The following is a 24,643-nucleotide window of genomic DNA, read 5'->3' on the forward strand; positions in this document are numbered from 1 at the left end:
CGGACCAGTGGCCTTGTGGATACCGTCACGTCTGCAGCGCTGTATCCGTCGGGGGTCTACCCTCGGGGACCATGAACGTGCCGGGCGAGGCCCAGTCGGACGATGCGTCGTACGCGACTGCGGCGGTGGCGCCGCCGGCGTCCGCGTCCCTGCGAGACGTCGTCTACCACAAGCTCCGCGACGACATCCTGAACGGCCGGGTCTCGCCGCGCGAACGACTCACCGAACCGAAGCTCGGCAAGACGTTCGAGGTCTCCCGGACGCCGGTGCGCGAGGCCCTGTCGCGGCTGCTGTCCGACGGCCTCGTCGAGCGCACCGACTTCGGCTACGCGGTCGTCGTGCCCAGCCTCGAAGACCTGCGCAACCTGTACGAGCTGCGCATCACCCTGGAGCTGCGGGGGATCGCGCGGGCGATCGAGAACCCGCAGGTCCGGCACGACGAGCGGCTCCTGCGCTCCGAGCTGGCCACGTGGGAGCCCCTGCGGGACGCTCCGCCGGACCCGGACCCCAGCTTCGTCATCCTCGACGAGCGGTTCCACCAGGTGCTCTCGCGGGCCTCCGGCAACACCCAGCTCACGGGCGCGCTGGTCACCGTGAACCAGAAGATCCGTGCGGTGCGCATGCACGACTTCGTCGACGAGGACCGCATCGTCGCGACGATCGACGAGCACATGGCGATCGTGCGGCTCGTGCTCGACCGGCAGCTGCCCGAGGCGCTCACAGCTCTGCACAAGCACGTCGGCGAGTCCCTCGAGGTGGTCATGCAACGGGCGACGACGGCGATGACCCGGATGGCTCTGGCCGGCTGACCGTCGTCGCGTCGGCTCGGTCTGCGAGCGCGACGAGCGGGGACGTCGCGGAGGCGTAACGCGCCGTTTACCCGCACACCGAGGGCGGGAAACACGCGCTCCCTACGGTGTGGATACCGAGGTGTATACGTCGGTGCCGCGGCGCCCGCCCGGCTGGTGGCGACCTCGGAGGGACGATGATGCGCGAGGTCCCGACGGCCGGCGGTACGCGCGGTTGCGCCGGGGTGCCGGCCCGGGGCGACGGTCGCGGATCGGCACCAGTCACGCCCGGACACGGCTCGGCGCCGGGACGCGTTGCGGTGGTTGCGTGACCGGGACGACGGTGCTGCCCGACGAGCCGACCGTCTCGCCGGCCGGAACGGCCGAGGTCAGGGTCCGGCTCGCCTACGCACGCATCGACGAGGTGGACCGGCCCGAGGTCTGGATCACGCTGCTCCCGCTCGGCGAGGCAGTCGCGGCCGCGCGTGCGGTCGATGCGCAGGTCGCGGCAGGCGCGGCGCTGCCGTTGGCCGGCCTGACCCTCGCCGTCAAGGACAACGTCGACGTGCGAGGTCTGCCGACGACGGCCGGGTGCCCGTCGTTCGCGACCAGCCCCGCCGGACGTGCGGGAGCCGCGGCGGTGAGCGCGCCGGCGGTCCGGGCCCTGGTCGACGCGGGCGCTGTGGTGCTCGGGAAGACCAACCTGGACCAGTTCGCGACCGGCCTGGTGGGTGTCCGCAGCCCGTACGGCGCGGTGCGGCACGCCACCCTGCCCGAGCGCGTGTCCGGCGGTTCGAGCTCGGGGTCGGCCGTTGCGGTCGCGCTCGGGATCGCGGACATCGGCATCGGCACCGACACGGCGGGGTCGGGCCGGGTGCCGGCCGCGTTCGGCGGGATCGTCGGCATCAAGACGACGGTCGGGCTGGTGCCGACGACGGGGGTCGTACCGGCATGCCGCAGCTACGACGTGGTGACCACGTTCACGCGGGACCTCGACCTCGGGGTGCTGGCGACGCGGTTGATGACCGGCGCCGACCCGGGCGATCCGGCGCGGCGCGCGTGGCCCGCCGACGTCCGCCTGGGCCTGCGCGCGGCGCCCATGGTCGCCGTGCCGCGCGACGATGACCTGGCGCCGCTTTCGCCGGGTTGGCGGGCCGCGTTCGACGACGCTGTCGCGGCCGTCCGGGCGACCGGGGCTCGGACCCGCACGGTCGACCTGTCCGGCATGCTCGATGCGGCTCGGCTGCTCTACGACGGCGCGATCGTCGCCGAACGGTACGAGGCCGTGGGTTCGTTCCTCGAGCATGCAGCCGACGCCGACCCGACGGTGGCGACGATCATCGCGGCCGGTCGCGACATCACCGCCGACGCCTACATCACCGACCGGGCCCGGGTGGCGACCGCCCGGGTCGCGGCTCTCGAGCTGCTCGACGGCAGCGACCTGCTCCTGCTGCCGACGACCACCGAGCACCCGACGATCGCGGCGGTCCGGGCCGATCCGGTGGCCATCAACCGGCGGCTCGGCACCTACACCAACTTCGTCAACCTGCTCGACCTGGCCGCGGTGGCGATCCCGGCCGGCTCGGCGGACGGCGGACCGTTCGGGGTCACCGTGCTGGCCCGCGCGTTCGACGACCAGCTCGCGGTCGACCTCGCCGCCCGGCTGCTCGGCACGGCCGGCGGGCTGCTGATCTCCGCCGGGGGCGTCGAGGTGCTGGTCGTGGGGGCGCACCTGCGCGGACAGCCCCTCAACCCGGAGCTCGAGGCGCTCGGCGGCAGGTTCGAGCGGTCCGTCGGCACGTCGGACGCCTACCGGCTGGTCGCCCTGGACACGCAACCGCGCAAGCCCGGCCTGCTGCGCGTCGGGTCCGGCGACGGTGCATCGATCGCGGGCGAGGTGTGGCGGTTGTCGCCGGGCGCGCTCGGGCGGTTCCTGGCCGACCTGCCCGCGCCCATGAGCCTCGGCCCCGTCGAGCTGTCCGACGGCACCTGGGTGGTCGGGTTCGGCTGCACCGTCGAGGCGGGCGCGGGCGGCACCGACATCACGGCCGCGGGCGGCTGGCTGGCCGCCCAAGCCGACCACTGACGCCCGCGAGTCAGTGCGGGTGGCCGCGGTCGCGGGCGGGTACGCGGAGGCCGGAGGCGCGGAGGCGTCGGATCAGCTCCTTGGCACTGACCAGCTCGGCGCCGAGCCGGACCAGCTCGTCGATCCGCTGGTCGGGCACGTCGTAGTGGTCGTGGTCGAACCCGCGCTCGGGGATGCCCGCACGCGCAGCGAAGGCGTGCAGCTCGGTCAGCGACGAGTCGCTGACCAGGTGCCCCCAGAGCATCCCGTGGTTGGGCCACATCGGCGGGTCGACGAGGATCACGGGAGCCATGGTGCCCCGTCGAGGGCCGCGCAGTGCACGCGGGCCACCGTGGCGCACCGATGTCAGGCCCGGATCTCGGCGTCGCGGCGGAGAGATGCGCCGCCGTCAGGCGCTGAACAGACGGCTGGCCTGGGTCTCGGCGTCCGCGTAGGCGCGGGCGGCGGTGTGCATGGCCGCGACGATCTGGTCGAGCGACGTCTCCAGCCGCGCCTCCGTCCCGGACCAGTCGGCGAGCACGCCGCTGAAGGCCGTGGCCGCCGCACCCCGCCAGGAGCCCTGCAGCTCGGCGAGCTGCCGGTGCATCGCGGCCACCTCCGAGCGGATCGTCGCGGCGCGCGCCTGCACGCTCGCTGCCGCCTGGGACACCTGCGCGCTGTCGACCTCGAACCTGGTCACGGGACCTCCATCGTCGTGGCCGCCGCCGTTCGCCGGGACGGCGAGGACCGGCGACCTGATGAGGAGACGCTACGAAGACGGCAGCCGCGCCGGGACCCTCGAGCCGAACATCGTCGACTGCGGCGCCCGCGACGGGGCTGGGGTCACATCGACCCTTCGGTCAGGCGTCGGCCGATGCGGCCGCTGCCGCGTCGAGGGTCTTCAGCTCCTTCTCCAGCCGCTGGAGCTCGCCGGACAGGTTCTGCCGCGCGGGCTCCTCCCAGGCGGCACCGAGCGGGCTGACGAACAGCGACGGTCGCGCCAGGAGCTTGTGCAGGATGCGGACACGGGCGCGCAGGTAGTCCTCGATCGGCAGGTGCGCGTACTCGGTGCGGATGTCCTGCACGTACGACTTGTACTTCTGCGGCTCGGTGGCCAGCATCGCGAGGTCGGCGTCGCAGAGCACGGCGCAGTCGGAGTCGGCCGGGTTCGGCGTGTGCCGGACGAGGGCGACGACGAGATCGTGCACCCGCTGGGCGCGCTCCTGCGGGACACCGAGGGCGGTCAGCTCGTCGAAGGCGAGGCTCGCGCTGGCGATCTCGTCCTCGCCCCCGCGGTTGGCGTAGGCCTTGCGGTCGGCGGCGTCGAAGATCGCGCCGTGGTACCAGGCGGCGAGCCGGACGATGTCGGGCTTGTGCGTCTCCTCGGCGAGCTCGTCCACCCGGCTCAGCACGTCGACCAGGTGCTTCAGGTTGTGGAACGACCTGCCGGGCGAGCCCCAGCGGTCCACGAGGGCCTGTCCAGCATCGCGGATCTGCTCGGTCGGGGCGGTCGCGCCAGCCCCGACGGCACTGCGTACATACGCGGACAACAGCCACTGCGGTGCGTCATGGACGCCCATGAAATTCAGCCTCACGCCGACGGTAGGAACCCGTCATGGTAGCCCTCAGACCTGGGCCTCGCGGCCCGAACCGGCTTCCCGGGCGGGGGACGGGACGGGTGCCTCGGGGGATGACGGGGTGGATGACCGCGATGGCGCCTCGGGGGTACGGGCGGCACCGGCGGGCGTCGTCGATCCGGCAGCGGCCGACGGCTTCGGTCGTGCGATCGGGGCGCCGGGGGTGCCGGGGGCGTCCGACAGATGGCCCGGGACCGGGACCGTGACCCGGACGGTCGTTCCCCCGCCGGGTGTCTGCGCGAGGGAGACCGAGCCGTGGTGGGCGTCGACGATGGCCGCGACGATCGCCATCCCCAGACCCGCGCCGCCGGAGTCCCGGCCGCGCGACGCGTCCACGCGGTAGAACCGCTCGAACACGCGGGCGGCGTGCTCGGGGTCGATGCCCGGGCCGTGGTCGCGGACCTCGATGACCCCTGAACTCCCATCCAGCCCGACGGCGATCTCCACCGCCGTCCCGGGCGGAGTGTGGGTCACGGCGTTGCCGACGAGGTTGGCGAGCACCTGCCGCAGCCGCGACTCCTCGCCGAGCACCTCGCAGACGCCCGCGGGCTCGCCCGCGCGCAGCGGTTCGAGCCGCACGGGCCGGGACGGGTCGAGGGCGTGGAGGTCGCTCACGGCGTCGGCTGCCAGGACCGTCAGGTCGACCGGCGCGAGGCGCATGGGGCGCCCGTCGTCCATCCGGGCGAGCGCGAGCAGGTCCTCGACGAGCGCGCCCATCCGGGTGGCCGACGACTCGATCCGTCGCATGGTGTCGTCCACCTGGTCCGACGTGGTCAGTGCGCCCATCCGGTACAGCTCGCCGTAGCCGCGGATCGTGGCCAGGGGCGTGCGCAGCTCGTGCGAGGCGTCCGCGACGAACCGCCGCATCCGGGCCTCGGACGCGGTCCGGACGCCGAACGCGTGCTCGATCTGGGCGAGCATCCCGTTCAGGGCGGCGCTCAGCCGGCCGACCTCGGTGTGCTCGTCGGAGGCGGGCACGCGACGCGACAGGTCACCGGCGGCGATCGTGGCGGCGGTGACCTCGATCTCGCGCAGCGGCTTGAGCGAGCGTCGGACGGCCCAGGTCCCGGCGGCCGCGCCGAGCAGCAGGATCCCGATGCCGCTGATCAGGAGGACGATGCTCATGTGCTGGACGGTCTTGTGGATGTCTCCCATCGGGAGCGCGACGACGATCGAGCCGCCGTTGGTCAGCGGGTAGGCGACGACGCGCCAGGGGGAGCCGGCGCCCGACGAGCCGACGGTGAACGGCTCGGTGCCTCGGGCGCTGGCCTGCCGGGCGGTCAGGTCAGGAACCTCGGGGATGCCGTACCGAACCGCAGCGGACCGAGAGAGGCTGCCGCCGAGGGTGGTGCCCTGGGCGTCCTGCACCCGGACGTAGTAGTCGCTGGGCGTCAGGCTGTCGCCGAAGCCCTGCAGCTGGCTGAGCGTGTTGTCGGCCAGGCCCTTGCCCTCGGACTCCAGCTTGGCGTCGACCTGCTTGGTGAGCGTGCCCTCGAGCAGGGCTGCGCTCGTGGCGCCGGCCAGCACCAGACCGAGCGCGAGCAGGACCGTGACGATGCCGACGAGCCGGGTGACCAGCGGGACGCCCGCCCAGCGCCGGCGAACGGCGGCCCACCAGCGGCGAGCCCGGGACGACCCGCCCGCCCGGGGCCCCGGGGGGTCGACCGGGGACGGCGCGACCGCCATCGGCGCAGGCCGGGTCGACGCGTCGTCGGTCGACGCCGCCGGGGTCGACGGAGCCTGACTCGGCGACGGCTGACTCGACGTTGCCTCGGTCACCGCTTCGCGCCCGCTCACGACGACTCGCGCAGCAGGTACCCGACGCCGCGCTTGGTGTGGATGAGCGGGGGCAGGCGGGTGCCGTCGGGACCGTCGACCTGGTCGACCTTGCGGCGCAGGTAGGAGATGTACGACTCGACGATGTTGGCGTCGCCGCCCCAGTCGTACTGCCAGACGTGGTCGAGGATCTGCGACTTCGAGAGCACGCGGCCGGGGTTGAGCATGAGGTAGCGCAGGAGCTTGAACTCGGTGGGGGACAGGTCGATCAGCGTCCCGGCGCGCAGCACCTCGTGCGAGTCCTCGTCGAGCTCGAGGTCGGAGTACCGCAGCACGCTCGTGTCGTCGTCGAGCTCGGGTCGGGTCCGGCGCAGGACGGCGCGGATGCGGGCGACCACCTCCTCCAGGCTGAACGGCTTGGTCACGTAGTCGTCGCCGCCGACCGTCAGGCCCTGCACCTTGTCCGCGGTGTCGTCGCGGGCGGTGAGGAACAGGACGGGGACGTGCTGACCCTTCTCGCGCAGGCGTCGCGTGACGGTGAACCCGTCCATGTCGGGGAGCATCACGTCGAGCACGACGAGGTCGGGCTCCACCTCCCGCGCGAGGCGCAGCGCCGAACCTCCGTCGGCCGCGGCGTGGACCTCGAAGCCCGCGAACCGCAGGGACGTGGCCAGCAGCTCGCGGATGTTCGGCTCGTCGTCGACGACGAGCAGGCGCGCCTCGGGAGGAGCCTGTGTCCCGGGCCGGGCCGGGGAGTTCGAGGAGTCAGCACGCATGCATCGAGTCTGGCCCGAATCCCTGAGAGTTGGCTGGATGTAGGCCGAATGTTCTTTCGGTGCTCGCGAGGTGCAGATTGCTCGGACGGACGTGGACGATTGTCCACGTACCGGACGATCGGGGTCCTGCGCCTTGCATGATCGGGCGTTGTGGGCGGTACCGTCTGCGCGTGACATCCCCCTCCATCGGTGCCCCTCGCCCGGTCGTCACCGTCATCCAGAGTTCGCCCGACGTCCATCTCGACCGCTTCGCCGACTGGCTCGGTGGCGAGCCCGGCGACGTCGACCTGCGCATCGTCGCGGCGTTCGCGGGTGAGACGATCCCGCTCTCGGACGAGGTCGGCGACGGCCTCGTCGTCCTCGGCGGCCACCTGTCCGCCCACTCCGACTCGGTCGCGCCCTGGCTCCCCGAGCTCCGCGCCCTGCTCGCCGACGCGAGCACCCGCGGCGTGCCGACGCTCGGCATCTGCCTCGGCGCCCAGCTGCTCGCCGTCGCCCGCGGCGGTCGCGTCCAGGTGGCCGCGCCTCCCGGTCGTGAGGCCGGCCTCGCCGACGTGCGCTGGCGGCCCGAGGCGGCCGGCGACGCCGTCGTCGGACCCGTCGCCGCGCTCGCCGACGACCGGTACCGCACGCCGCAGCCGAGCATGCACGCGGACGCGGTGGTCGACCTGCCGCGCGGCGCCGTGTGGCTCGCGTCGTCGCCGATGTACCCGTACCAGGCCTTCCGGGTCGGGTCTGCGTGGGGTGTGCAGTTCCACCCCGAGGCGTCGGCGGAGACGCTGCGCGCCTGGGCGGACGCGTACGACGACGTCGATACCGCCGCCGTGCTGGCGGCGTACGCGGCGCGCGCCGACGAGGTCACGACGGTCGGTCGTGCGCTCGCCGAGTCGTTCGCGGCGCACGTGCGCGCGGTCGCGCAGGAGCCGGAGTCGCTCCCGGTCTGACGCACGTCCTTGACGACGACGAAGCCCCGGAGGCGAACCTCCGGGGCTTCGTCGTTGCCGGATCGTGCGTGCGGGGCGGTGCGCGATCGACCAGCCGGGATCAGTCGCGCTCGGCGGGGTCCAGTCCGAGGTCCTCGGCGTCGATGATCGAGTACGCGTAGCCCTGCTCGGCCAGGAACCGCTGGCGGTGGGCCGCGAAGTCCTGGTCGACCGTGTCCCGCGCGACCACCGTGTAGAAGTGGGCGGTGCGGCCGTCCGCCTTGGGGCGCATGATCCGGCCGAGCCGCTGCGCCTCCTCCTGGCGGGAGCCGAAGGAACCGGACACCTGGATGGCGACGGCCGCCTCGGGCAGGTCGATCGAGAAGTTGGCGACCTTGCTGACCACGAGCTTGGTGATCTCGCCGGCGCGGAAGGCGTCGAACAGCCGCTGCCGCTCGCTGACCCGCGTCTCGCCGGTGATCAGGTCCGCGTCCAGGTGCTCGGACAGGAGGTGCAGCTGGTCGAGGTACTGGCCGATGATCAAGGTCGGTTCGCCCTCGTGCTTGGCGACGAGCTGCTCGACGACGGTGTTCTTGCCCTTGGCGGTCGCCGCCAGACGGTACTTCTCCTCCGGCTCCGCGGTCGCGTAGGCCATGCGGTCGGCGTCGGGAAGCGTCAGGCGCACCTCCACGCAGTCCGCCGGGGCGATGTAGCCCTGGGCCTCGATGTCCTTCCACGGCGCGTCGAACCGCTTGGGCCCGATGAGGCTGAACACCTCGTCCTCGCGGCCGTCCTCGCGCACGAGCGTGGCGGTCAGGCCGAGTCGGCGACGTGCCTGCAGGTCGGCCGTCATGCGGAAGATCGGGGCGGGGAGGAGGTGGACCTCGTCGTAGACCACGAGACCCCAGTCGCGGGCGTCGAGCAGCTCGAGGTGCGCGTACACGCCCTTCCGCTTCGTCGTCAGCACCTGGTACGTCGCGATGGTGACCGGGCGGATCTCCTTGCGGGCGCCCGAGTACTCGCCGATCTCGTCCTCGGTGAGCGAGGTGCGCTTGACCAGCTCGTCGCGCCACTGCCGGGCGCTGACGGTGTTGGTCACCAGGATCAGGGTCGTCGTCGACGACCGGGCCATGGCTCCCGCGCCGACGAGCGTCTTGCCGGCGCCGCAGGGGAGCACGACGACGCCCGAGCCGCCGTGGAAGAAGCCGTCGACCGCCTGCTTCTGGTACGGCCGCAGGTGCCAGCCGTCCTCCAGCAGGTCGATCTGGTGCGCTTCGCCGTCGACGTAGCCGGCGAGGTCCTCGGCCGGCCAGCCCAGCTTGAGCAGCACCTGCTTGAGGTGTCCGCGCTCGGAGGGGTGCACGACGACGTCGGTCGCGTCGATGCGGGCGCCCAGCAGGCCCGCGGTGCGCTTGGACCGGACGACCTCGACCAGGACGGCCGGGTCCAGGGCGTGCAGGACCAGGCCGTGGACGGGGTCCTGGATCAGCTGGAGACGGCCGTAGCGCGACATCGTGTCGGCGACGTCGACCAGCAGCGCGTGCGGGACCGGGTAGCGGCTGTACTCGAGCAGGACATCGACCACCTGCTCGGCGTCGTGGCCCGCCGCGCGCGCGTTCCACAGGCCCAGGGGGGTCAGGCGGTAGGTGTGCACGTGCTCCGGGGCGCGCTCGAGCTCCGCGAACGGGGCGATCGCGCGGCGGCAGGCCTCCGCCTGGTCGTGGTCGACCTCGAGCAGGAGCGTCTTGTCGCTCTGCACGATCAGGGGGCCGTCGGTCACAGGGGACTCCTTGGTGCGTTCGGTGTGGCTGTTCGTCGGCTGCGTCGTCAGCGGTCGGTCAGCTGCTCGGCCGCGTCGTCGAACTCGTCGGTGGCGGCGGGGCTGTCGGTGCTGTCGTCGGTGCTGTCGTCGTCCTGCGGGGTTCGGGCTACGGGTGTCGGGACGTCGCGCATGACCGAGGCGATGCGGTGCACCGCGACCGTCAGCTCCGACTCGCGCGCCGGGTCGATGGCTCGCAAGCGACCGCCCTCGACCCTCAGCGGCCGGAGCAGTCTGCGGTCCGGGACGCCGTTGGATCCGACGAGCTCGACCCAGACCGAGACCTTCTCGGCTGCTGCCTCGCGCAGGAGCACCAACGCGTCGACGGGGTCCTCTGTTCCCGCAGGTCGGGCGCCGGGGCGCTCGTCGTCGGTCGGGAGCGACGCCGACGGCCCTGCGGCGGGCGCGACGTCCCGCGCGTCGGAGGCCCCACCCGCGACAGCCGTAGGGGTACGCGTGTCGGCGTCGTCGACGGCGGCCGGGTCCGTGGTGCCCGCGCCCGCTGCGTGCTGCGTGCTGGGCGCGCCCGCATCAGGACGGCCGGTTTCCGTCGTGCCGCTGCGCACCGGGCCGGTGCCCGCTCCGGCGGGCCGGGGTGCGGGCAGGAGCGCGCCGGGCAGACGCTCGGACTCGTCGACGCGTCGCTCCTCCTCGGCGCGTCGCAGCTGGGGTACCAGCGCGAGCAGCCGCTCGTCGGAGACCTGCTCGCGGACCGGGGGTGTTTCGCGACGCCGGGCAGCGGCAGCCGCGCCGCGGCGCCCGACCCGCCGGACCGAGGCGGCCACGTGGACCACCTGGCCGTCGGGTCCCTCGGCGACGGGGGCGAGCCCGTGGGCGCGGAGAGCGTCCAGGAGCTCGCGGGCCGGTGCCTGCGAGGCCAGCACGGTGGGCGCCAGCTGCACCAGCCCGAGCGTCGCCAGCCGGTTGTCCTCCGCCAGGCCGGCCAGCAGGGCCGGGTCGTCGGCGCGCAGGTAGCTCGACGCCGTGCCGGCGCGCAGGCGCCCGTGCCGGCGCGCCGCGTCGCGCACCAGGTACTCGAGCGGCTGCGGCACGGGTCCCCGCGAGTGGGCGGCGAGCTCGGCCAGCAGCCCGTCGGCCGTGGCGCCGGCGTCCAGGGCCCGGCGGATCGAGTCGGGTGTGAAGCGGACCGTGAGCGCCCCGCCGCGCGACTCGACGTGGGTGCTCCGGTCCAGCAGGTCCTCGAGCTCGGGGCTGGGGCGGCCGGGGACGACGCCGGTCAGGTCACCCTGCAGCAGGATCTCGTCGACCGCCGGGGGCAGCGCGGCGGCGAGCGCGTCCGCGGGGTCCGGCGTGGCTGTCGGCGCCCCGACGAGGAGTCCTGACTCGGCCAGCAGCGCGCGGCCGGCGTCGGACAGCGCGCCGGCCCCGAGGATGCCCAGGCGCCCGGCCTCGAGCAGGACGGCCGCGACCGCGGCGAGCGGTGGCACCGAGCGCGGGGTGCGCCAGCGCAGGACGGCCAGCACGCTGGACGGGTCGAGGGCGGTGCCCGGTTCGGTCGCCGCCAGCGCGTCGAGCACCGACCGGCGAAGCCGCGGCGCCCACGTCCGCTGGAGCTCGGGGTCGAGGGCCGCGCGCACCCCGCCTCGGTCGTCGCGACTGCCGACGAGCCACGGGGTGCGCAGCATGCTCGTCCAGGTGCGGGCCAGGGTGGCCCAACGGTCCGGGACGTCGCGGGTCGACCACTCGTCGACGACGACGGTCGGCGCGAAGGTCGGGGCGTCCTCGCCGTCGTCGGCCAGGAACCCCGCCGCCCCGGCGAGCTCGATGACGAAGGCGGCCTCCGACTCGTCGACGTCCAGGAGCTGCGCCGCCCGACGCAGCTCGCGGACCCCGAGGCCGCCGCCGCGCAGCACGCTGGGCGGGTTCTGCTCCCACAGGCGGATCAGGCGCGCGACGAGGAGCACCGACCGCTCGCCCGCCGACGCCGACTCGGCGGCCACGAGCGCAGGCGGCCGGTGCGGCGAACCGGTCGAGACCGTCGGTGGGGTCGCCGGCGACGCGTGCGTGCGACCGCCGCGCAGCGTCAGGGCGACGGTGCGGGGCAGGACGACGTGCCGGGCGTCGCCGGGGGCGAGCAGGCGACGCCGCAGCAGCCAGTCGACGGCCGCCGCGGCTGCCGTGTTGTTGGACGGAGCCAGGCCGACGGGAGGGCCCCACAGGAGTGCGTCGAGCACGGGGCGGGCGCCGGTCGGGGCGGCGTCCAGGAGAGCGGTGATCTCGTCGGGAGTCGGCTGCTCCATCGGCGCGACCGCCGCCCGGCGGTTCCCTGCCTCCGGGCTCGCCAGGCCGGCCGGGTAGGGCCCGAGGATCTCCGCGAGCCCCGGCGACGGGAGCAGGACGGGGGACCGGGTGCCGTCGAGTCCTGGGTCCGTCGCTGTTCCGGCGGGTGCGGCGGCGCCGGCCCTCGGTGAGGCGTCCGGCGTGTCCACCGTGTGCGCCGTGTCCGTCGAGGCGGTCGCGGGGTCGTCGTCGGGGTAGATCAGAGCAGCGGCGATGGCGAGGTGCATCGCACGCTCGACGGCGGCCACCGACGCGTCGTCGGTCGCGCCCACGGCCGCCGGAAGGTCGGCGCTGCGGACGGTGCCGCCGTCGCTCAGCGCCGCGACCGCCTCGAGCACCTGCAGGACGCTCGCGTCGGAGCCGGCGAGTGCGCGTTCGAGGCTCGATCGACTGGTCGCCCGCACCGCCAGCGACGACAGCGTCGCCGGTGAGGGCGACGCCAGGTCCGGCCTGCTGCGCAGCAGCACGACGAGCTCGTCGTCGCTGCGATCGCGCAGGTAGCCGATGAAGGAGGACATCCGGTCAACGATACGTGGGTGTGGCCCGGCCCACGTCGGTTCCTGCGATCTGGTTACCCTGCGGTAACGCGGGGTCAACTGCTCCTGAACGGACGGAAGAAGGCCCGCAGCTCCTCGGCGTACAGCTCGGGCTCCTCGAACGCCGCGAAGTGCCCGCCGCGGGGTGGCTCCGTGCAGCGCACCAGGTTCGTCGTGCGCTCGAGCCATCTCCGAGGCGGCCGGACGACGTCGCCGGCGAACAGCGAGAAGCCCGACGGCACCTCGACGCGGCGGGCCAGCTCGGCCGGCGCGATGGCCGCGTTCGCGCGGTACATCCGCATCGACGGCCCGATCGTCCCCGTGAGCCAGTACAGCGTGACGTTGGTGAGGATCTCGTCCTTGGTGAAGCTCCGCTCGATGTCGCCCCCGCAGTCGCTCCAGCCGTGCAGCTTCTCGACGATCCATGCCGCGAGCCCGGCCGGCGAGTCGGTCAGCCCGACGGCGGCCGTCTGCGGCTTCGTGCGGTGAATCGCCGCGTAGGCGCCCTCGGTCGCTCCCCAGGCAGCCGCGCCAGCGAGCCAGTCGCGTTCCTCGGGGTCGAGATCGGCCGGATCGAGGTTCGTCGCGGGCAGGCCCGCGTCCGTCCGGTGGACGGCGACGACGCGGTCCGCGTGGTCGAGTGCCAGGTACCGGCTCACGTGGCTGCCCATGTCGCCTCCCGCGGCTCCGAACCGCGGGTAGCCGAGGACGTCCATGAGCTCAGCCCACAGGGCGGCGACGCCGATCGAGTCGAGGGTCGGATCCGTGGGGTGGTCGGAGTATCCGAACCCCGGCATGTCCGGGACAACCACGTCGAACGCGTCGGCCGGGTCGCCGCCGTGCGCTCCCGGGTCGGTGAGCAGGGGGACCACCTTCGAGTAGCGCCAGAAGGAGTCGGGCCAGCCGTGACTCAGGAGGAGCGGCATGGCCGACGGGGCGTCGCTCGCACTGGGCGATGCCACGGCCCGGGCGTGGACGTAGTGGATCCCGAGGCCGCCGAGCCGGAGGCGGAAGTGTGGCTGCCGGGAGAGCGTGGCCACCTGTGCCGTCCAGTCGAACTCCTCCGCCCAGTAGGCCACGAGCTCGCGCAGATACGTCACGTCCGTCCCGGCCGACCAGCCCGCGTCCTGCGGCTGGTCCGGCCAGCGCGTCGCCCGCAGACGCCGGCGCAGGTCGTCGATCGCGGCCTCGTCGGTCGGCACGGTGAACGGCTCGGGTCGTGCAACGTCCGCCATGGAAGGCACGCTACGCGTGGCGGCACGACGTGACCCCGGTGGTCTGCCGTCCCGACGACGTGACCCCGCGCCAGGCGGATCCGCCTCCTGTGCCGGTGCCATCCGTCGATATCCGCGGGCTCACCCCGTGTCTACGGGCTGGCCGTGGCGGTCGGTGAATCTCCAGCGGCCGTCCACCCGACGGACGGTGATGCGTTGGTCGTGGACCCAGGCATGGTGGGACCAGCACAGCAGGCAACCGGTCGCGACGCCGGTGGTCCCGTGGTCGCGGGCCCACTGCTCGGTGTGGTGGATCTCGCAGAGTGCCGGCGGTGCGTGGCAGTCCGGTGCCTGGCAGTGCAGGTCTCGGGCGATGATCGCCCGGCGCTTGTGCCCGGTGTAGGTGCGCTCCGAACGACCGACGTTGAGGACCTGCGACTCGGGTCCGAAGACGACGCGGGTCACCGTCGAGTCGCAGGCGAGGCGCGCGAGCACCGCATCGGGGATCGGGCCCGTACCCACGAGCTCGGCCACCGCGAACCGCTCCACGTCCCTGACGGGTGCGGGACGTCGAGCGAACGCATCCGCCGCAACCCCCGACCCGGGATCGGCGCCAGTTACACGCTCGGCGGTGGTCGCGTCGGCGCTCGTCCCAGGATCAGCCCCTGTCGCCGGATGGGCCCCTGTCGCCGGACCTGTGTTGATCGCCGCGGCGGTGCCGCCCCGGGTGAGCGCGCGCGTCAACGTCTCCAGGTCCGTGACGACGCTGATCTGCGGCCGGTGCGTCCCCGTCGCGCCGGTGAGGTCGTTGTCGAGGAGGGCTCGGACCATCGTCGTCAGCGCCGTCGCTCGCTTGCGTCCCGGCGGTTGTCCGGCGCCGGCGGTCGACCTGTCCGTCAGCGCGGTGAGGGCCGCGCGCAGCGCGTGGCCGTGCTCGCTGGTGAGGAAGCCCGCGAGGTGGCAGCCGTCTGTCGTGTCGGCGAGGTCCAGGAACTCGGCGTCGGTCGCGTCCCGGTAGCCTCGTTCGTCGGCTTCCGGGTCGGCCTGTGCGGCCCATCGACGGGCGAGAAGGCGCAGCTGCGCGGCGGGAAGCACCCGGGCGTGCTCGAGCAGAAATCCCTCACCGCACGCGTCGGCGGGTGCGGTGAGCGCAGCCCGGCGCGCCTCGGTCGTCGTCGTCACCGCCGCGAGCACCTGCGAAGCCTCGATCGACACCGTCCCGGCGACCGCCTCGACGGCGGTGGCGGCCAGGTCGTCGCGCATCGCCCGACCCAGTCCGACGGGGCGCGCCGCCTGACCGTGCGTGACCCGACCCTGGGCGGCGACCCACGACGTGATCGAGCGGTTGCGGGCGTCCAGCGCCCACCACCCGTCGGCCTCGACCACGGTGACGGTCCGAGCCGCGATGGCCGTCAAGCGACCGGCGAGGGCCAGCGCCTCGGCGACCACCGTGGCCGCCTCCGCACCCGCGATGCGCTCCGCCGCCGCCGGATCTGCCACCGAGGTGAGCGCGTCCACGGACGACGTGAGCCCGACGAGGACGTCCAGGACCGCGCCGGAGGGCGCCGGCGAGCTCGCACCCTTCGTCGCGTCGATCGCCACCTGGCCCCGCCCCCCAAAGATGCCCGACGATGCCGTGGAATTCCGGCAGCGTTCTCGCCTGTGCACCAGTGTTCCAGGTACCACCGACATTCCGGTCGACACATCTGTAGGTGGCATCGCAGCAGGCCAGGTGCCAGAACAATGCGGTCGGAATGCAGACTGTCGAGCCGTCCACAGCCCCCAAAACAATTGCCTCGCCCACAGGGCGTCGTTTGTCGTTGCAGGCCGTGCATCCTGACTACGGCGTCACGCACGCCACGCACGTCGTCGCGGTGGGGCGTGCCTCGAGCCGACCCTGGGGGATCGCCTGACCGCACACCACGCAGATGCCGAAGGTCCCGGCGTCGATTCGACCGACCGCCGCGTCGATGGAGGTGATCCTGTCCGCCGTCTCCCTGGCGAGCGCCTCGACCTGAGCCCGTTCGAAGGCGATGGTGGCGCCCTCGGGGTCGTGCTCGTCGTCGGCGTTGCTGTCGCGGGATGCGTCGACGACCGCGCGGTGGGTCGCCTCGAGGGCGCCGAGGGTCTCGGCCGCGGCCGCCCGCAGGGAGAGCAGGCGTTCTCGCGCGCCCGCGGGATCGCGGTCGGCGTCCACGGCAGCTCCTCTCGTCGTCGCGACCGGTGCCCTCGTCGACGAGACCCAGCGTCGACTTCGCAGTCCGGATGGATCAGGCACGCACCCGTCGTCGGGACCCTGCGCAGCATTCTCGTCGCGATCATGCCCGTGCGGCTCGAGCGCCGGGCGCCCGCAACGTGCGCAGGCCGGTAGCCTTGACCAGTACGTCTCTTACACAGGACAGGGGTTCACCGTGCCTACCGGCAAGGTCAAGTGGTTCGACACCGAGCGCGGCTTCGGGTTCATCGCCAGCGACGACGGCGGCGAGGTCTTCCTGCACGCCTCCGCGCTGCCCGAGGGTGTCACGGCGCCGAAGCCGGGCGCCAAGGTCGACTTCGGTGTCGCCGACGGTCGTCGAGGCCCGCAGGCCCTCTCCGTGAAGCTCCTCGACCCGGTCCCGTCCGTCGCCAAGGCGGCACGCAAGCCGGCCGAGGACATGGCGGTCATCATCGAGGACCTCATCAAGGTGCTCGACAAGATCGGCAACGACCTGCGCCGTGGCCGCTACCCCGAGAAGGCCCGCGGCACCCAGTACGCCACCCTGCTGCGCGCCGTCGCCGACGACATCGAGGCCTGAGCATGCCCGCACCGACGAAGGACGCGGTCCTCGGCTCGGCCGTCGACCTGGCCCGCGAGGTCGCGATCGAGCTCGCCGAGGACGCCTCTGACGTCGGGGAGTACCTCGGCCTGGTCGTCGAGGGCGAACGCCTGATCTCGCACCGTTTCGCCTCGACCGCCCGTGGCTACCGCGGCTGGGAGTGGACGGTCACCGTAGCGCGTGTCCCGCGCGGACGCACCGCGACGGTCTGTGAGGCCGAGCTCCTGCCCGGGCCCGACGCCGTGCTCGGCCAGGCCTGGTTGCCCTGGTCGGAGCGGATCCGGCCGGGCGACATCGGCCCCGGTGACGTGCTGCCGTTCCGTGCCGATGACCCCCGCCTCGAGCCGGGCTGGACGCCGTCCGGCGACCAGGAGCTGGACTCGGTCGCGATCGACGAGCTCGCGCTCGCCCGTGTCCGGGTGCTGTCGCCGCAGGGTCGCGACGAGGCCGCCGAGCGCTGGTACCGAGGCGCGCACGGTCCGACGAGCGCCGGTGCCGTGTCTTCCGCGGCGGCCTGCCACGGCTGCGGGTTCCTCGTTCCGCTGCAGGGTTCGCTCGGCACCGTGTTCGGTGTCTGCGCGAACGAGTGGTCGCCCGACGACGGCATGGTGGTCAGCCTCGACCACGGCTGCGGTGCGCACTCCGAGACCGACGCCGAGGCCGTGCCGACCGAGTGGCCGTCGCCGGACCCCGTCATCGACGAGCTGAAGCTCGAGCTGGTTCCCCCGGTGAGCCGCGCGGCCCAGGCCTCGACGCCTGAGCTCGCCGACGAGCCCGTGGTGCCCGAGCCGGTGGCCGCGCTGGCGTCCGGTCACACAATCGTGGACGTCGTCGAGACCGCCGTGCCTGAGCCGGCGGAAGCGGTGGCGACGGGTGACGTGGATGTCGATGTCGACGAGCCCGAGCCTGCGGTGGCGGCCAGTGACGCGCACGTGGATGTCGACGAGACGGCCGTGCCCGAGCCGGAGGCTGCGGTGGAGGCCGCGGATGCTGACGTCGTCGAGACCGTCGCATCGGATGTCACAGGCGACGACGCCGGTGACGCGTCAGCCCAGGCCGAGGACCAGCCTGATGGCGGCGCCGACGAGATCGACGGCGCGACCTCACCCGAGTCGTGACCGCTGACGCCTTCGGCACGGCGGCCTTGCGGGCTGCGGTGCTGGGGGCGTGGCGCGCCTCGCCCGCGCGGCTGCGGGAGGACGCCAACACCGAGGAGGACCACGCCCGGGGGTACTACCGCGACCGGGTAGTGGTCGAGCTCGCGCAGAACGCGGCGGACGCTGCGACACGCGCCGAGGTCCCGGGGCGGTTGCTGCTGCGGCTCGACCGCTCGGACGACGGCACGCTGGTGCTCGTCGCGGCCAACACCGGTGACCCGCTCGACGCGGACGGGGTGGCGTCGCTGTCGTCCATGCGGGCCTCGTCGAAGCGGGGCGACTCGCCGGCCGGTGCGCACGTGGTCGGTCGGTTCGGGGTCGGGTTCGCGGCCGTCCGGGCCGTGTCCGACGAGATTTCCCTGCTGTCGACCACCGGCGGCGTGCGCTTCTCGGCGCGCGACACCACGGGTCTGCTCGCCGAGGCGTCGGCCGACAACGCCGGGTTGGACGACGAGGTCCGCCGGCGCGACGGATCCCTGCCGGCGCTGCGCCTGCCGTTCCCCGCCACCGGTCGCCCGCCCGCCGGCTACGACACCGCGGTCGTGCTCGAGCTGCGGGACGAGGTCGCCGCCGACGAGGTCCGCGGCCTGCTCCGCGACGTCGGCGACCCCCTGCTCCTCGCGCTACCCGGGTTGGTCGAGATCTTGGTCGAGGACAACACCGCCGAGGGGCCCAACCGACGGATCGCCGACGTCCAGGATCGCTGGACGGTCCTGTCGGCAGAGGGTGAGGTCGGGCTCGACCTGCTGGCCGACCGCCCGGTCGAGGAGCGCACCGCCCGCACCTGGCGCGTGACGTGGGCGGTACCTCGCCACCAGGCCGACTGGCTCCGGGTGGTGCATGCCCCCACCCCGACCGACGAACCCTGCACCGTCCCTGCGCTCCTCGTCGTGACCCTGCCCCTCGACCCCACCCGCCGGCACGTGGCGGCCGGGCGGCTCACCGACGCCGTCCTCGACCACGCCGCCGACGCGTACGCGCGGCTCGCGCACGAGCGAGCCCTGGCGGGCTCTACGGACGACGCTCTCGGGCTCGTTCCGATGGGGCTCGCGGCCGGTGCCCTCGACGGCGCGCTGCGTGAGCGGATCGTGGACCGGCTCGCGCGCACCCCTCTGCTCGTGCGCGCGTCGACGTCGGGAGACGCGACCGGCAGCGGCGAGGACGGCCCGGAGGCGAACGGCACGGTCACGAACGGCACCGATGTGAACGGCGCGCGCGTCGACGGCCCGACCGTCGACCGCGCGCTCCTCGCGCCCGGTCGCGCGGTGATGCTCGCGGGGCCGGCCGGCCACCAGGTTCGGGCGGTCGAGGCACTCGGCCACCGGATCGCAGGGCTGGTCCTGGTGCCGGCCGGTTGGGAGGCACAGGCGCGCGTGCTGGGCGTCGAGGTCCGCGGGCTCGCGGACGTCGTCGAGGAGCTGCCCGCGGTCCCGGACGACAGCTGGGCGCCCCTGTACGACGCCCTGGCCCCGCTCGCGGACGACCCGCGCGACCGCGAGGCGATGGGCGCGCTGCCGGTGCCGCTCGCCGACGGTCGGGTGGTGCGCGGCGCGCGGGGCCTCGTCGTGCTCGACGCCGACGTCGCCGACGCCGTCGGGACGGAGGCGCTGCGCGAGCTGGGGCGTTGGGGCCTGCGCGTCGTGGACCCGCGGGCCGCGCACCCCCTGCTGGCCCGGCTCGGTGCCGACGCTCCCGACGCCCAGGGTCTGCTGCGACACCCCGCACTCCGGGCGGCCGTCCTCGAGCAGGCCGACGACGACGACCTCGAGCTCGCCGACGAGGTCACCGACGCCGTGCTCGCGGTCGTGCGAGCGGTCGTGCGGCATTCCACGCCCGATGCCGTGACGACGGGCGCGGCTGACTCGCGCCCTCGCCCGGCGGGCGCCCTGGCCGACGCCGCACCGTGGTTGGGCCTGGTGACGCTCGCGGCCGCGGACGGCGAGCCCACCCCCGCGCACGGCCTCGTCCTGCCGGGTGGTGCAGCCGCGGCGCTGCTCGACCCGCGGGTGCTCGCGCCGGTCGCCCTCGACGTGGTCGAGCGGTGGGGCGCGTCGACGCTCGTCGCCGTCGGCGTCCGTGACGACCTGGCCCTGGTCCGGCTGGCCGACGTGGTCGCCGAGCCCGCGGCCGTCGACCCGGACGGCACCGACGACGCGAGCCTGGCCGCGCAGGCCCTGGACGGCTGGCCCGAGTACCTCGAGCACCTGTCGGCCACCCTGGGAGCCGGTGACTACGTGGGTGACGCGGTGGCGGTGGCAGACCTCGACGCCGTCGACCCCGACCGCTGGCCCGAGCTGCTGGCGCGGCTGGCCGGCGAGCCGGAGCTGCGACGCGCGCTGCTGGAGCGCGTCCGCGGGGAACGTGGGTCGACCGCACCGTCGTACACGGCCTGGTGGTTGCGCGAGCGTGGACCCGACGAGCTGGGCGGGATCTTCGCCGCCGACGAGGCGCGCACGATCCCGAGCGACCCGTTCTCCGCCGACGCGCTCTCACGCGACGACCCGTTCTCGAGCGACCCGTTCTCGCGCCCCACGGAGCGCGCCTCCACCGGCGTCGCGCTGCGCGGCGTGCTGCCGCCGGCACCGGAGCTGCTGCGTGGTCTCGACCGCGCCGTCCAGGTGGCGCTCGGCGGAATCGCCGGTCTCGACGACCTCGGCCCGCAGGCGTGGGCCCGCCTCCTGGACGCGCTCGGCCCGGCGGGGACGGCCGTCGACCCCGCGGTCGCGGTCGCGCTGTGGCGCGGGATCTCCGCGACCGCGGTCCGCGTCGAGGAGTCGGGCGGTGGCGCCCGTCTCGGGGAGGTCGCCGAACGGCTCCCGGCGATCGTCGCGGCCGGCCGCGTGGCGATGGTGCACGCCGACGACGCGGCCGTCGCCGACCAGCCGATGTGGTGGCAGCGCACTGACGTCGCCGCGATGGTGCCGTCGACCCCGGCACGCGCCGATGCCCTGGCGCGGCTGCTCGACGTCGCCACGGTCGCCGACCTCGCCGCGGGTCAGGTCGACCGGCCCGAGGAGGGGATCGAGACGCCTGTGCCCGCCGGGGTGGCCGCGGTCCTGCCGGGCGCGCCGGTGACCTGGGTCGAGCACGACGAGCTCGTCGTCGACGGCGCGCCGGTCGAGTGGTGGGTGACCGGGTCCGGCCCGGACGCCGTGGTCCGCACCGTGCACGTCGCGGGTCTGGCGGCCGGGCTCGCGCAGGCAGCGGGTCGCTGGTGGGCGCGCAGCGCGGTCGAGGCGGTGCTCGTCGCGCCGGAGCGTGCCGCCGACCTCGCCCTGGACGCGGCCCTCGAGGACTGACGCCGACGTCGCCCCCTGGACGCGGCCTGGAGGAGGACTGACGCCACTTCCGCGACCCTCAGCGGCAACGACTCCCGACCGAGCCCCGCGCCCGACGGTCGACGCCAGAGCGGGCCCCGCGACGATCGACTGGTCGCCCTGCGCCCGAACGCCCCTGCGAGCCCCGACTACTCGGCGGCGGTCTCGGGAGCCGTGGAGGTCTGCGCGGCGGCGTCTGAGGTTGGCACGGTCGGCGGGTGGCGACGGGCCCACCGCGCGCCCAGGAGCCCCAGCACGATGCCGACCCCGCAGACCCACGCCGCGGTCCAGTCGATCGACCCGGTGGCCGCGAGCACGACGGTGACGACGAGTGCGACGGCCCACGCGAGCGTGCCGACGCGCATGACCCGGGCGAAGTTCACCGGCACGGGCGGCGGCGGCGTACGGCGGGGGTTCAACATCGACGAGCGTGACGACGGCACCGAACGAGGGTAGCCCGCCCGGACCGCGCTCAGGACAGGGACCTCGGCACCGCCTGAAGGGAGGCGTGTGCTCGAAGCCGGTTGCAATGACGCGGTCGACGTCGTCACTCCGGGACAGGGACCAATCGGGGATGGCGGCCTCTGTCACTCCTGCCCATCGGCGGTGACATAGACTGTGACTCGGCCGAGCAAGCGCTTCCCCGGTGAGTGATCCACGATCATCGCGCGGAAGTCGACGTTCGGTCGTCCCGCTAGCACCCGCCGCGACGTCGCGCGTGATCGTCGGCGGGCACACCCGGGAACGGGCCTTCCACGGGCGTGCATTGCTATCCGTACTGAGTTCGTCTGCTCCGACCGAAAGGCACCCGTCATGCACAGCGTCCGCTCGCAGTACGCGGTCGCCGCCGTCGCCGTGGTCGGTCCCGCACGCCTGCTCACGATGCGGTACGAGCGCATGCTGCTCGACGTGGACCGCGCGGTCATCTCCTTCCAGGCTGGCCGGCGGGTCGACGGCACCCAGCACCTGGCGCACGCGCAGGAGATCGTCGCCGAGCTGATGGTGAGCATGCAGGAGGGCGCGTGGGACGGTGGCCCGCAGCTCATGTCGATCTACCGCCACCTGTTGACCGCGCTCATCGAGGCGGGCGTGACGGGGGACGTGGATCGGACGATCGCCTGCCGGGGCCTGATCCTCCCGCTCGCCGAGGCCTGGCACGAGGCGGTCGACCAGGCCGCTCCGGCCGCAGGCGTCGCCGCCGTCACGCCCACCCGTGAGTCCGTGATGAGCGCCCGGCTGCTCGGCGTCGGCTGAGGCCGCACCACATGACGACCGAGCTCGCCACGACGTCGTGCGGGGCGCGCGCCTGACCTCCGCGTGCGACGTGGCCGCGGTCGCCGCCAGGCACCGTCCCGTTCGACTCCAGAGCGCGCTCGGCGGACCGGCGTGCCGGGAATGTATCGGGGCCGGGCAAGGTTGACCGGGGCATGCGTCTTGACGAGATCCCGCTCACGACCTTGCACGGCGAACCCACGACGTTCGGCGCCTACGCCGACAAGGTCAAGCTCGTCGTCAACGTCGCCTCGCGGTGCGGCCTGGCGCCGCAGTACGAGAAGCTCGAGCAGCTGCAGAAGACCTATGGCGACCGTGGGTTCACGGTTCTGGGCTTCCCCAGCAACCAGTTCCTGCAGGAGCTCGGCTCCGAGGACGCCATCGCGGAGTACTGCTCGACCACCTGGGGCGTGACGTTCCCCATGTTCGCCAAGACCAAGGTCAACGGTCGGTCCCAGCACCCGCTCTACAAGGAGCTGACGAAGGCGCCGGACGCTGCCGGCAAGGCCGGGCGGATCACGTGGAACTTCGAGAAGTTCGTCGTCACGCCCGACGGCTCGGTCCACCGATTCCGCCCGAAGACCGAGCCGGACGCACCCGAGATCCTCGACGTCATCACCGCCGCGCTGCCGCAGTAGTTCCCGACGGCGTCGCCCAGCTCCTCCGAGCCCGGGCCTCGCTGCCGACACCCAAGGGAATGTCTGACCGCAGCAGTTCTTCTGAGGCCGCGGGCTCTGGCACACTGCCGCCCATGACGATGACCACCGAGCGCTCGACCAGCGCGATCGACCGGTACTTCAAGATCTCGGAGCGCGGCTCGACCGTCGCCACGGAGATCCGCGGCGGCCTGGTCACGTTCTTCACGATGAGCTACATCATCGTCCTGAACCCGCTGATCATCGGCACCGTGAAGTCCGGCGACGGGCAGTTCCTCGGCGGCGGCAGCACCCCGAACCTCGCGGCCGTCGCGGCGACCACCGCACTGGTCGCCGGGATCATGTCGATCCTCATGGGCGTCGTCGCCAACTTCCCGCTCGCCCTCGCCGCGGGGCTCGGTCTGAACGCGGTCGTCGCCTACTCGATCGCCGCCCTGCCGGGGATGTCGTGGCAGGACGCCATGGGCATCGTCGTCATCGAGGGCCTGGTCATCCTGCTGCTGGTGGCCACCGGTCTGCGTCAGGCCGTGTTCCGTGCGGTCCCCATGGAGCTCAAGACCGCCATCAGCGTCGGCATCGGTCTGTTCATCGCCTTCATCGGCCTGGTCGACTCCGGCTTCGTGCGCATCCCCGCCAGCCAGGCCACCCCGGTCGAGCTCGGCATTGGCGGCTCGCTCGGCAGCTGGCCGCTGCTCGTGTTCGTCGTCGGTCTGTTCATCGCCGTCATCCTCATGGTGCGCAAGGTCAACGGCGCCATCCTGATCGCCATCCTGTCCGCCACGGTCCTCGCCCTGATCGTCGAGGTGGTCGGCGACCTCGGCTCCAAGTCCGCCGACAACCCCGGCGGCTGGTCGCTCGCCATCCCGCACTGGCCGTCCGGCGGGATCGTCGCGACGCCCGACTTCTCGTTGGTCGGCCAGTTCTCGCTCTTCGGCGGCATCAGGTCCATCGGCGTCGTCGCCGTGATCCTGCTCGTCTTCTCGCTCGTGCTCGCCGACTTCTTCGACACGATGGGCACCATGGTCGCCGTCGGCGGCGAGGCCGGCCTGCTCGACAAGACCGGTACGCCGCCGAACGCGACGCGCATCCTCGTCGTCGACTCGATCGCCGCGGCCGCCGGCGGTGCGGGCAGCGTCTCGTCGAACACCGCGTACATCGAGTCCGCGTCGGGCGTCGGCGACGGTGCCCGGACCGGCCTCGCCTCCGTGGTCACGGGTCTGGCGTTCCTGCTGGCCACGTTCCTGTCGCCCCTGGTGGAGCTGGTCCCCTTCGAGGCTGCGACCCCCGCGCTCGTCGTCGTCGGCTTCCTCATGGTCACGCAGATCAGCGGCATCAACTGGCGCAACTACGAGGTGGCCATCCCGGCGTTCCTCACCATCGTCCTGATGCCCTTCACCTACTCGATCACGGTCGGCATCGGCGCGGGCGTCATCATGTTCGTGGTCCTCAAGCTGGCCGTCGGCAAGTTCCGCGAGATCCACGCGTTCATGTGGATCACGTCGGCGTTGTTCGTCGTCTACTTCCTCCTGGGCCCGATCAAGACCTGGCTGGGCATCTAGCCCGACGCCCCCCCGGTGCGGCGTCCCCGCG

At 73.5% G+C, this 24,643-nt stretch carries 20 protein-coding genes; 9 read left to right on the forward strand and 11 right to left on the reverse strand.

Annotation, left to right across the window (positions count from 1 at the left end; genetic code table 11):
- Positions 1–71: 71 nt before the first annotated feature.
- Positions 72–809 carry a GntR family transcriptional regulator gene (locus tag ACPPVS_RS02190; protein WP_426594332.1) on the forward strand — a complete coding sequence of 246 codons (738 nt, stop codon included), beginning with the start codon at positions 72–74 and terminating at the stop codon, positions 807–809.
- A 307-nt stretch (positions 810–1,116) separates the two neighbouring features.
- Positions 1,117–2,874, forward strand: coding sequence for an allophanate hydrolase (gene atzF, locus ACPPVS_RS02195; protein ID WP_426594333.1), 1,758 nt, complete (start codon positions 1,117–1,119; stop codon positions 2,872–2,874).
- 10 nt (positions 2,875–2,884) lie between these two features.
- Here the strand turns inward: atzF and ACPPVS_RS02200 are convergent, their stop codons facing one another.
- The 5 genes from ACPPVS_RS02200 to ACPPVS_RS02220 all read right to left on the reverse strand — a co-directional run bounded on the left by ACPPVS_RS02200 (position 2,885) and on the right by ACPPVS_RS02220 (position 7,042).
- A complete protein-coding gene (locus tag ACPPVS_RS02200; RefSeq protein WP_426594334.1) occupies positions 2,885–3,166 on the reverse strand; it encodes a DUF4031 domain-containing protein in 282 nt (93 codons plus the stop codon).
- 96 nt (positions 3,167–3,262) lie between these two features.
- Positions 3,263–3,553, reverse strand: a complete 291-nt coding sequence (locus ACPPVS_RS02205) for a WXG100 family type VII secretion target (RefSeq protein WP_426594336.1) — start codon at positions 3,551–3,553, stop codon at positions 3,263–3,265.
- 160 nt (positions 3,554–3,713) lie between these two features.
- The gene (locus tag ACPPVS_RS02210; RefSeq protein WP_426594337.1) at positions 3,714–4,433 is read right to left on the reverse strand and encodes an HD domain-containing protein; all 720 of its coding nucleotides are present in this window, start codon (positions 4,431–4,433) and stop codon (positions 3,714–3,716) included.
- 45 nt (positions 4,434–4,478) lie between these two features.
- Positions 4,479–6,176, reverse strand: coding sequence for a sensor histidine kinase (locus ACPPVS_RS02215; RefSeq protein WP_426594338.1), 1,698 nt, complete (start codon positions 6,174–6,176; stop codon positions 4,479–4,481).
- 107 nt (positions 6,177–6,283) lie between these two features.
- Positions 6,284–7,042 carry a response regulator transcription factor gene (locus tag ACPPVS_RS02220; protein ID WP_426594339.1) on the reverse strand — a complete coding sequence of 253 codons (759 nt, stop codon included), beginning with the start codon at positions 7,040–7,042 and terminating at the stop codon, positions 6,284–6,286.
- Positions 7,043–7,212: 170 nt separating this feature from the next.
- Here ACPPVS_RS02220 and ACPPVS_RS02225 point away from each other — a divergent pair, with 170 nt between their 5' ends.
- Positions 7,213–7,986, forward strand: coding sequence for a type 1 glutamine amidotransferase (locus ACPPVS_RS02225; protein ID WP_426594340.1), 774 nt, complete (start codon positions 7,213–7,215; stop codon positions 7,984–7,986).
- Between the two features lie 100 nt (positions 7,987–8,086).
- Here ACPPVS_RS02225 and ACPPVS_RS02230 read toward each other — a convergent pair whose 3' ends face one another.
- The 5 genes from ACPPVS_RS02230 to ACPPVS_RS02250 all read right to left on the reverse strand — a co-directional run bounded on the left by ACPPVS_RS02230 (position 8,087) and on the right by ACPPVS_RS02250 (position 16,032).
- Positions 8,087–9,745, reverse strand: a complete 1,659-nt coding sequence (locus tag ACPPVS_RS02230) for a DNA repair helicase XPB (RefSeq protein WP_426594342.1) — start codon at positions 9,743–9,745, stop codon at positions 8,087–8,089.
- A 47-nt stretch (positions 9,746–9,792) separates the two neighbouring features.
- On the reverse strand, positions 9,793–12,603 hold the full coding sequence (locus ACPPVS_RS02235) for a helicase-associated domain-containing protein (RefSeq protein ID WP_426594343.1): 2,811 nt from the start codon (positions 12,601–12,603) through the stop codon (positions 9,793–9,795).
- A gap of 74 nt (positions 12,604–12,677) precedes the next feature.
- A complete protein-coding gene (locus tag ACPPVS_RS02240) occupies positions 12,678–13,856 on the reverse strand; it encodes an epoxide hydrolase family protein (protein ID WP_426594344.1) in 1,179 nt (392 codons plus the stop codon).
- A gap of 120 nt (positions 13,857–13,976) precedes the next feature.
- On the reverse strand, positions 13,977–15,437 hold the full coding sequence (locus ACPPVS_RS02245; protein WP_426594345.1) for a DUF222 domain-containing protein: 1,461 nt from the start codon (positions 15,435–15,437) through the stop codon (positions 13,977–13,979).
- A gap of 238 nt (positions 15,438–15,675) precedes the next feature.
- Positions 15,676–16,032: a TraR/DksA family transcriptional regulator gene (locus ACPPVS_RS02250; protein ID WP_426594346.1), complete on the reverse strand. Its 357-nt coding sequence runs from the start codon at positions 16,030–16,032 to the stop codon at positions 15,676–15,678.
- A 214-nt stretch (positions 16,033–16,246) separates the two neighbouring features.
- Here ACPPVS_RS02250 and ACPPVS_RS02255 point away from each other — a divergent pair, with 214 nt between their 5' ends.
- From ACPPVS_RS02255 to ACPPVS_RS02265, 3 genes are read left to right on the forward strand one after another with little or no spacing between them, the layout of a single operon-like run.
- Complete coding sequence (locus tag ACPPVS_RS02255; protein WP_028050704.1) at positions 16,247–16,630, forward strand: cold-shock protein; 384 nt, start codon at positions 16,247–16,249, stop codon at positions 16,628–16,630.
- A 2-nt stretch (positions 16,631–16,632) separates the two neighbouring features.
- A complete protein-coding gene (locus ACPPVS_RS02260; RefSeq protein ID WP_426594347.1) occupies positions 16,633–17,769 on the forward strand; it encodes a DUF3027 domain-containing protein in 1,137 nt (378 codons plus the stop codon).
- Entirely contained in the window at positions 17,766–21,107 is a 3,342-nt protein-coding gene (locus tag ACPPVS_RS02265) for a sacsin N-terminal ATP-binding-like domain-containing protein (protein WP_426594348.1), read from the forward strand. Before ACPPVS_RS02260 ends, ACPPVS_RS02265 begins: the two co-directional genes overlap by 4 nt.
- 167 nt (positions 21,108–21,274) lie before the next feature.
- Here ACPPVS_RS02265 and ACPPVS_RS02270 read toward each other — a convergent pair whose 3' ends face one another.
- On the reverse strand, positions 21,275–21,547 hold the full coding sequence (locus ACPPVS_RS02270; protein ID WP_426594349.1) for a DUF2530 domain-containing protein: 273 nt from the start codon (positions 21,545–21,547) through the stop codon (positions 21,275–21,277).
- Between the two features lie 391 nt (positions 21,548–21,938).
- Here ACPPVS_RS02270 and fliS point away from each other — a divergent pair, with 391 nt between their 5' ends.
- From fliS to ACPPVS_RS02285, 3 genes are all read left to right on the forward strand, one after another.
- Positions 21,939–22,379, forward strand: coding sequence for a flagellar export chaperone FliS (fliS, locus tag ACPPVS_RS02275; RefSeq protein ID WP_426594350.1), 441 nt, complete (start codon positions 21,939–21,941; stop codon positions 22,377–22,379).
- A 173-nt stretch (positions 22,380–22,552) separates the two neighbouring features.
- Positions 22,553–23,035, forward strand: coding sequence for a glutathione peroxidase (locus tag ACPPVS_RS02280; protein ID WP_426594351.1), 483 nt, complete (start codon positions 22,553–22,555; stop codon positions 23,033–23,035).
- Positions 23,036–23,148: 113 nt separating this feature from the next.
- A complete protein-coding gene (locus ACPPVS_RS02285; RefSeq protein ID WP_426594352.1) occupies positions 23,149–24,612 on the forward strand; it encodes an NCS2 family permease in 1,464 nt (487 codons plus the stop codon).
- The last annotated feature ends 31 nt before the right edge of the window (positions 24,613–24,643 follow it).

Source organism: Cellulomonas sp. McL0617 (genome assembly GCF_049994875.1).
GTDB lineage: Bacteria > Actinomycetota > Actinomycetes > Actinomycetales > Cellulomonadaceae > Cellulomonas.

Excerpts from the sequence above, each read along its gene's own strand:
- ACPPVS_RS02190 (WP_426594332.1), top strand. The coding sequence starts at position 72 with ATGAACGTGCCGGGCGAGGCCCAGTCGGACGATGCGTCGTACGCGACT.
- ACPPVS_RS02200 (WP_426594334.1), bottom strand. The coding sequence starts at position 3,166 with ATGGCTCCCGTGATCCTCGTCGACCCGCCGATGTGGCCCAACCACGGG.
- ACPPVS_RS02210 (WP_426594337.1), bottom strand. The coding sequence starts at position 4,433 with ATGGGCGTCCATGACGCACCGCAGTGGCTGTTGTCCGCGTATGTACGC.
- ACPPVS_RS02215 (WP_426594338.1), bottom strand. The coding sequence starts at position 6,176 with ATGGCGGTCGCGCCGTCCCCGGTCGACCCCCCGGGGCCCCGGGCGGGC.
- ACPPVS_RS02220 (WP_426594339.1), bottom strand. The coding sequence starts at position 7,042 with ATGCGTGCTGACTCCTCGAACTCCCCGGCCCGGCCCGGGACACAGGCT.
- ACPPVS_RS02235 (WP_426594343.1), bottom strand. The coding sequence starts at position 12,603 with ATGTCCTCCTTCATCGGCTACCTGCGCGATCGCAGCGACGACGAGCTC.
- ACPPVS_RS02240 (WP_426594344.1), bottom strand. The coding sequence starts at position 13,856 with ATGGCGGACGTTGCACGACCCGAGCCGTTCACCGTGCCGACCGACGAG.
- ACPPVS_RS02260 (WP_426594347.1), top strand. The coding sequence starts at position 16,633 with ATGCCCGCACCGACGAAGGACGCGGTCCTCGGCTCGGCCGTCGACCTG.
- ACPPVS_RS02270 (WP_426594349.1), bottom strand. The coding sequence starts at position 21,547 with ATGTTGAACCCCCGCCGTACGCCGCCGCCGCCCGTGCCGGTGAACTTC.
- fliS (WP_426594350.1), top strand. The coding sequence starts at position 21,939 with ATGCACAGCGTCCGCTCGCAGTACGCGGTCGCCGCCGTCGCCGTGGTC.
- ACPPVS_RS02280 (WP_426594351.1), top strand. The coding sequence starts at position 22,553 with ATGCGTCTTGACGAGATCCCGCTCACGACCTTGCACGGCGAACCCACG.
- ACPPVS_RS02285 (WP_426594352.1), top strand. The coding sequence starts at position 23,149 with ATGACGATGACCACCGAGCGCTCGACCAGCGCGATCGACCGGTACTTC.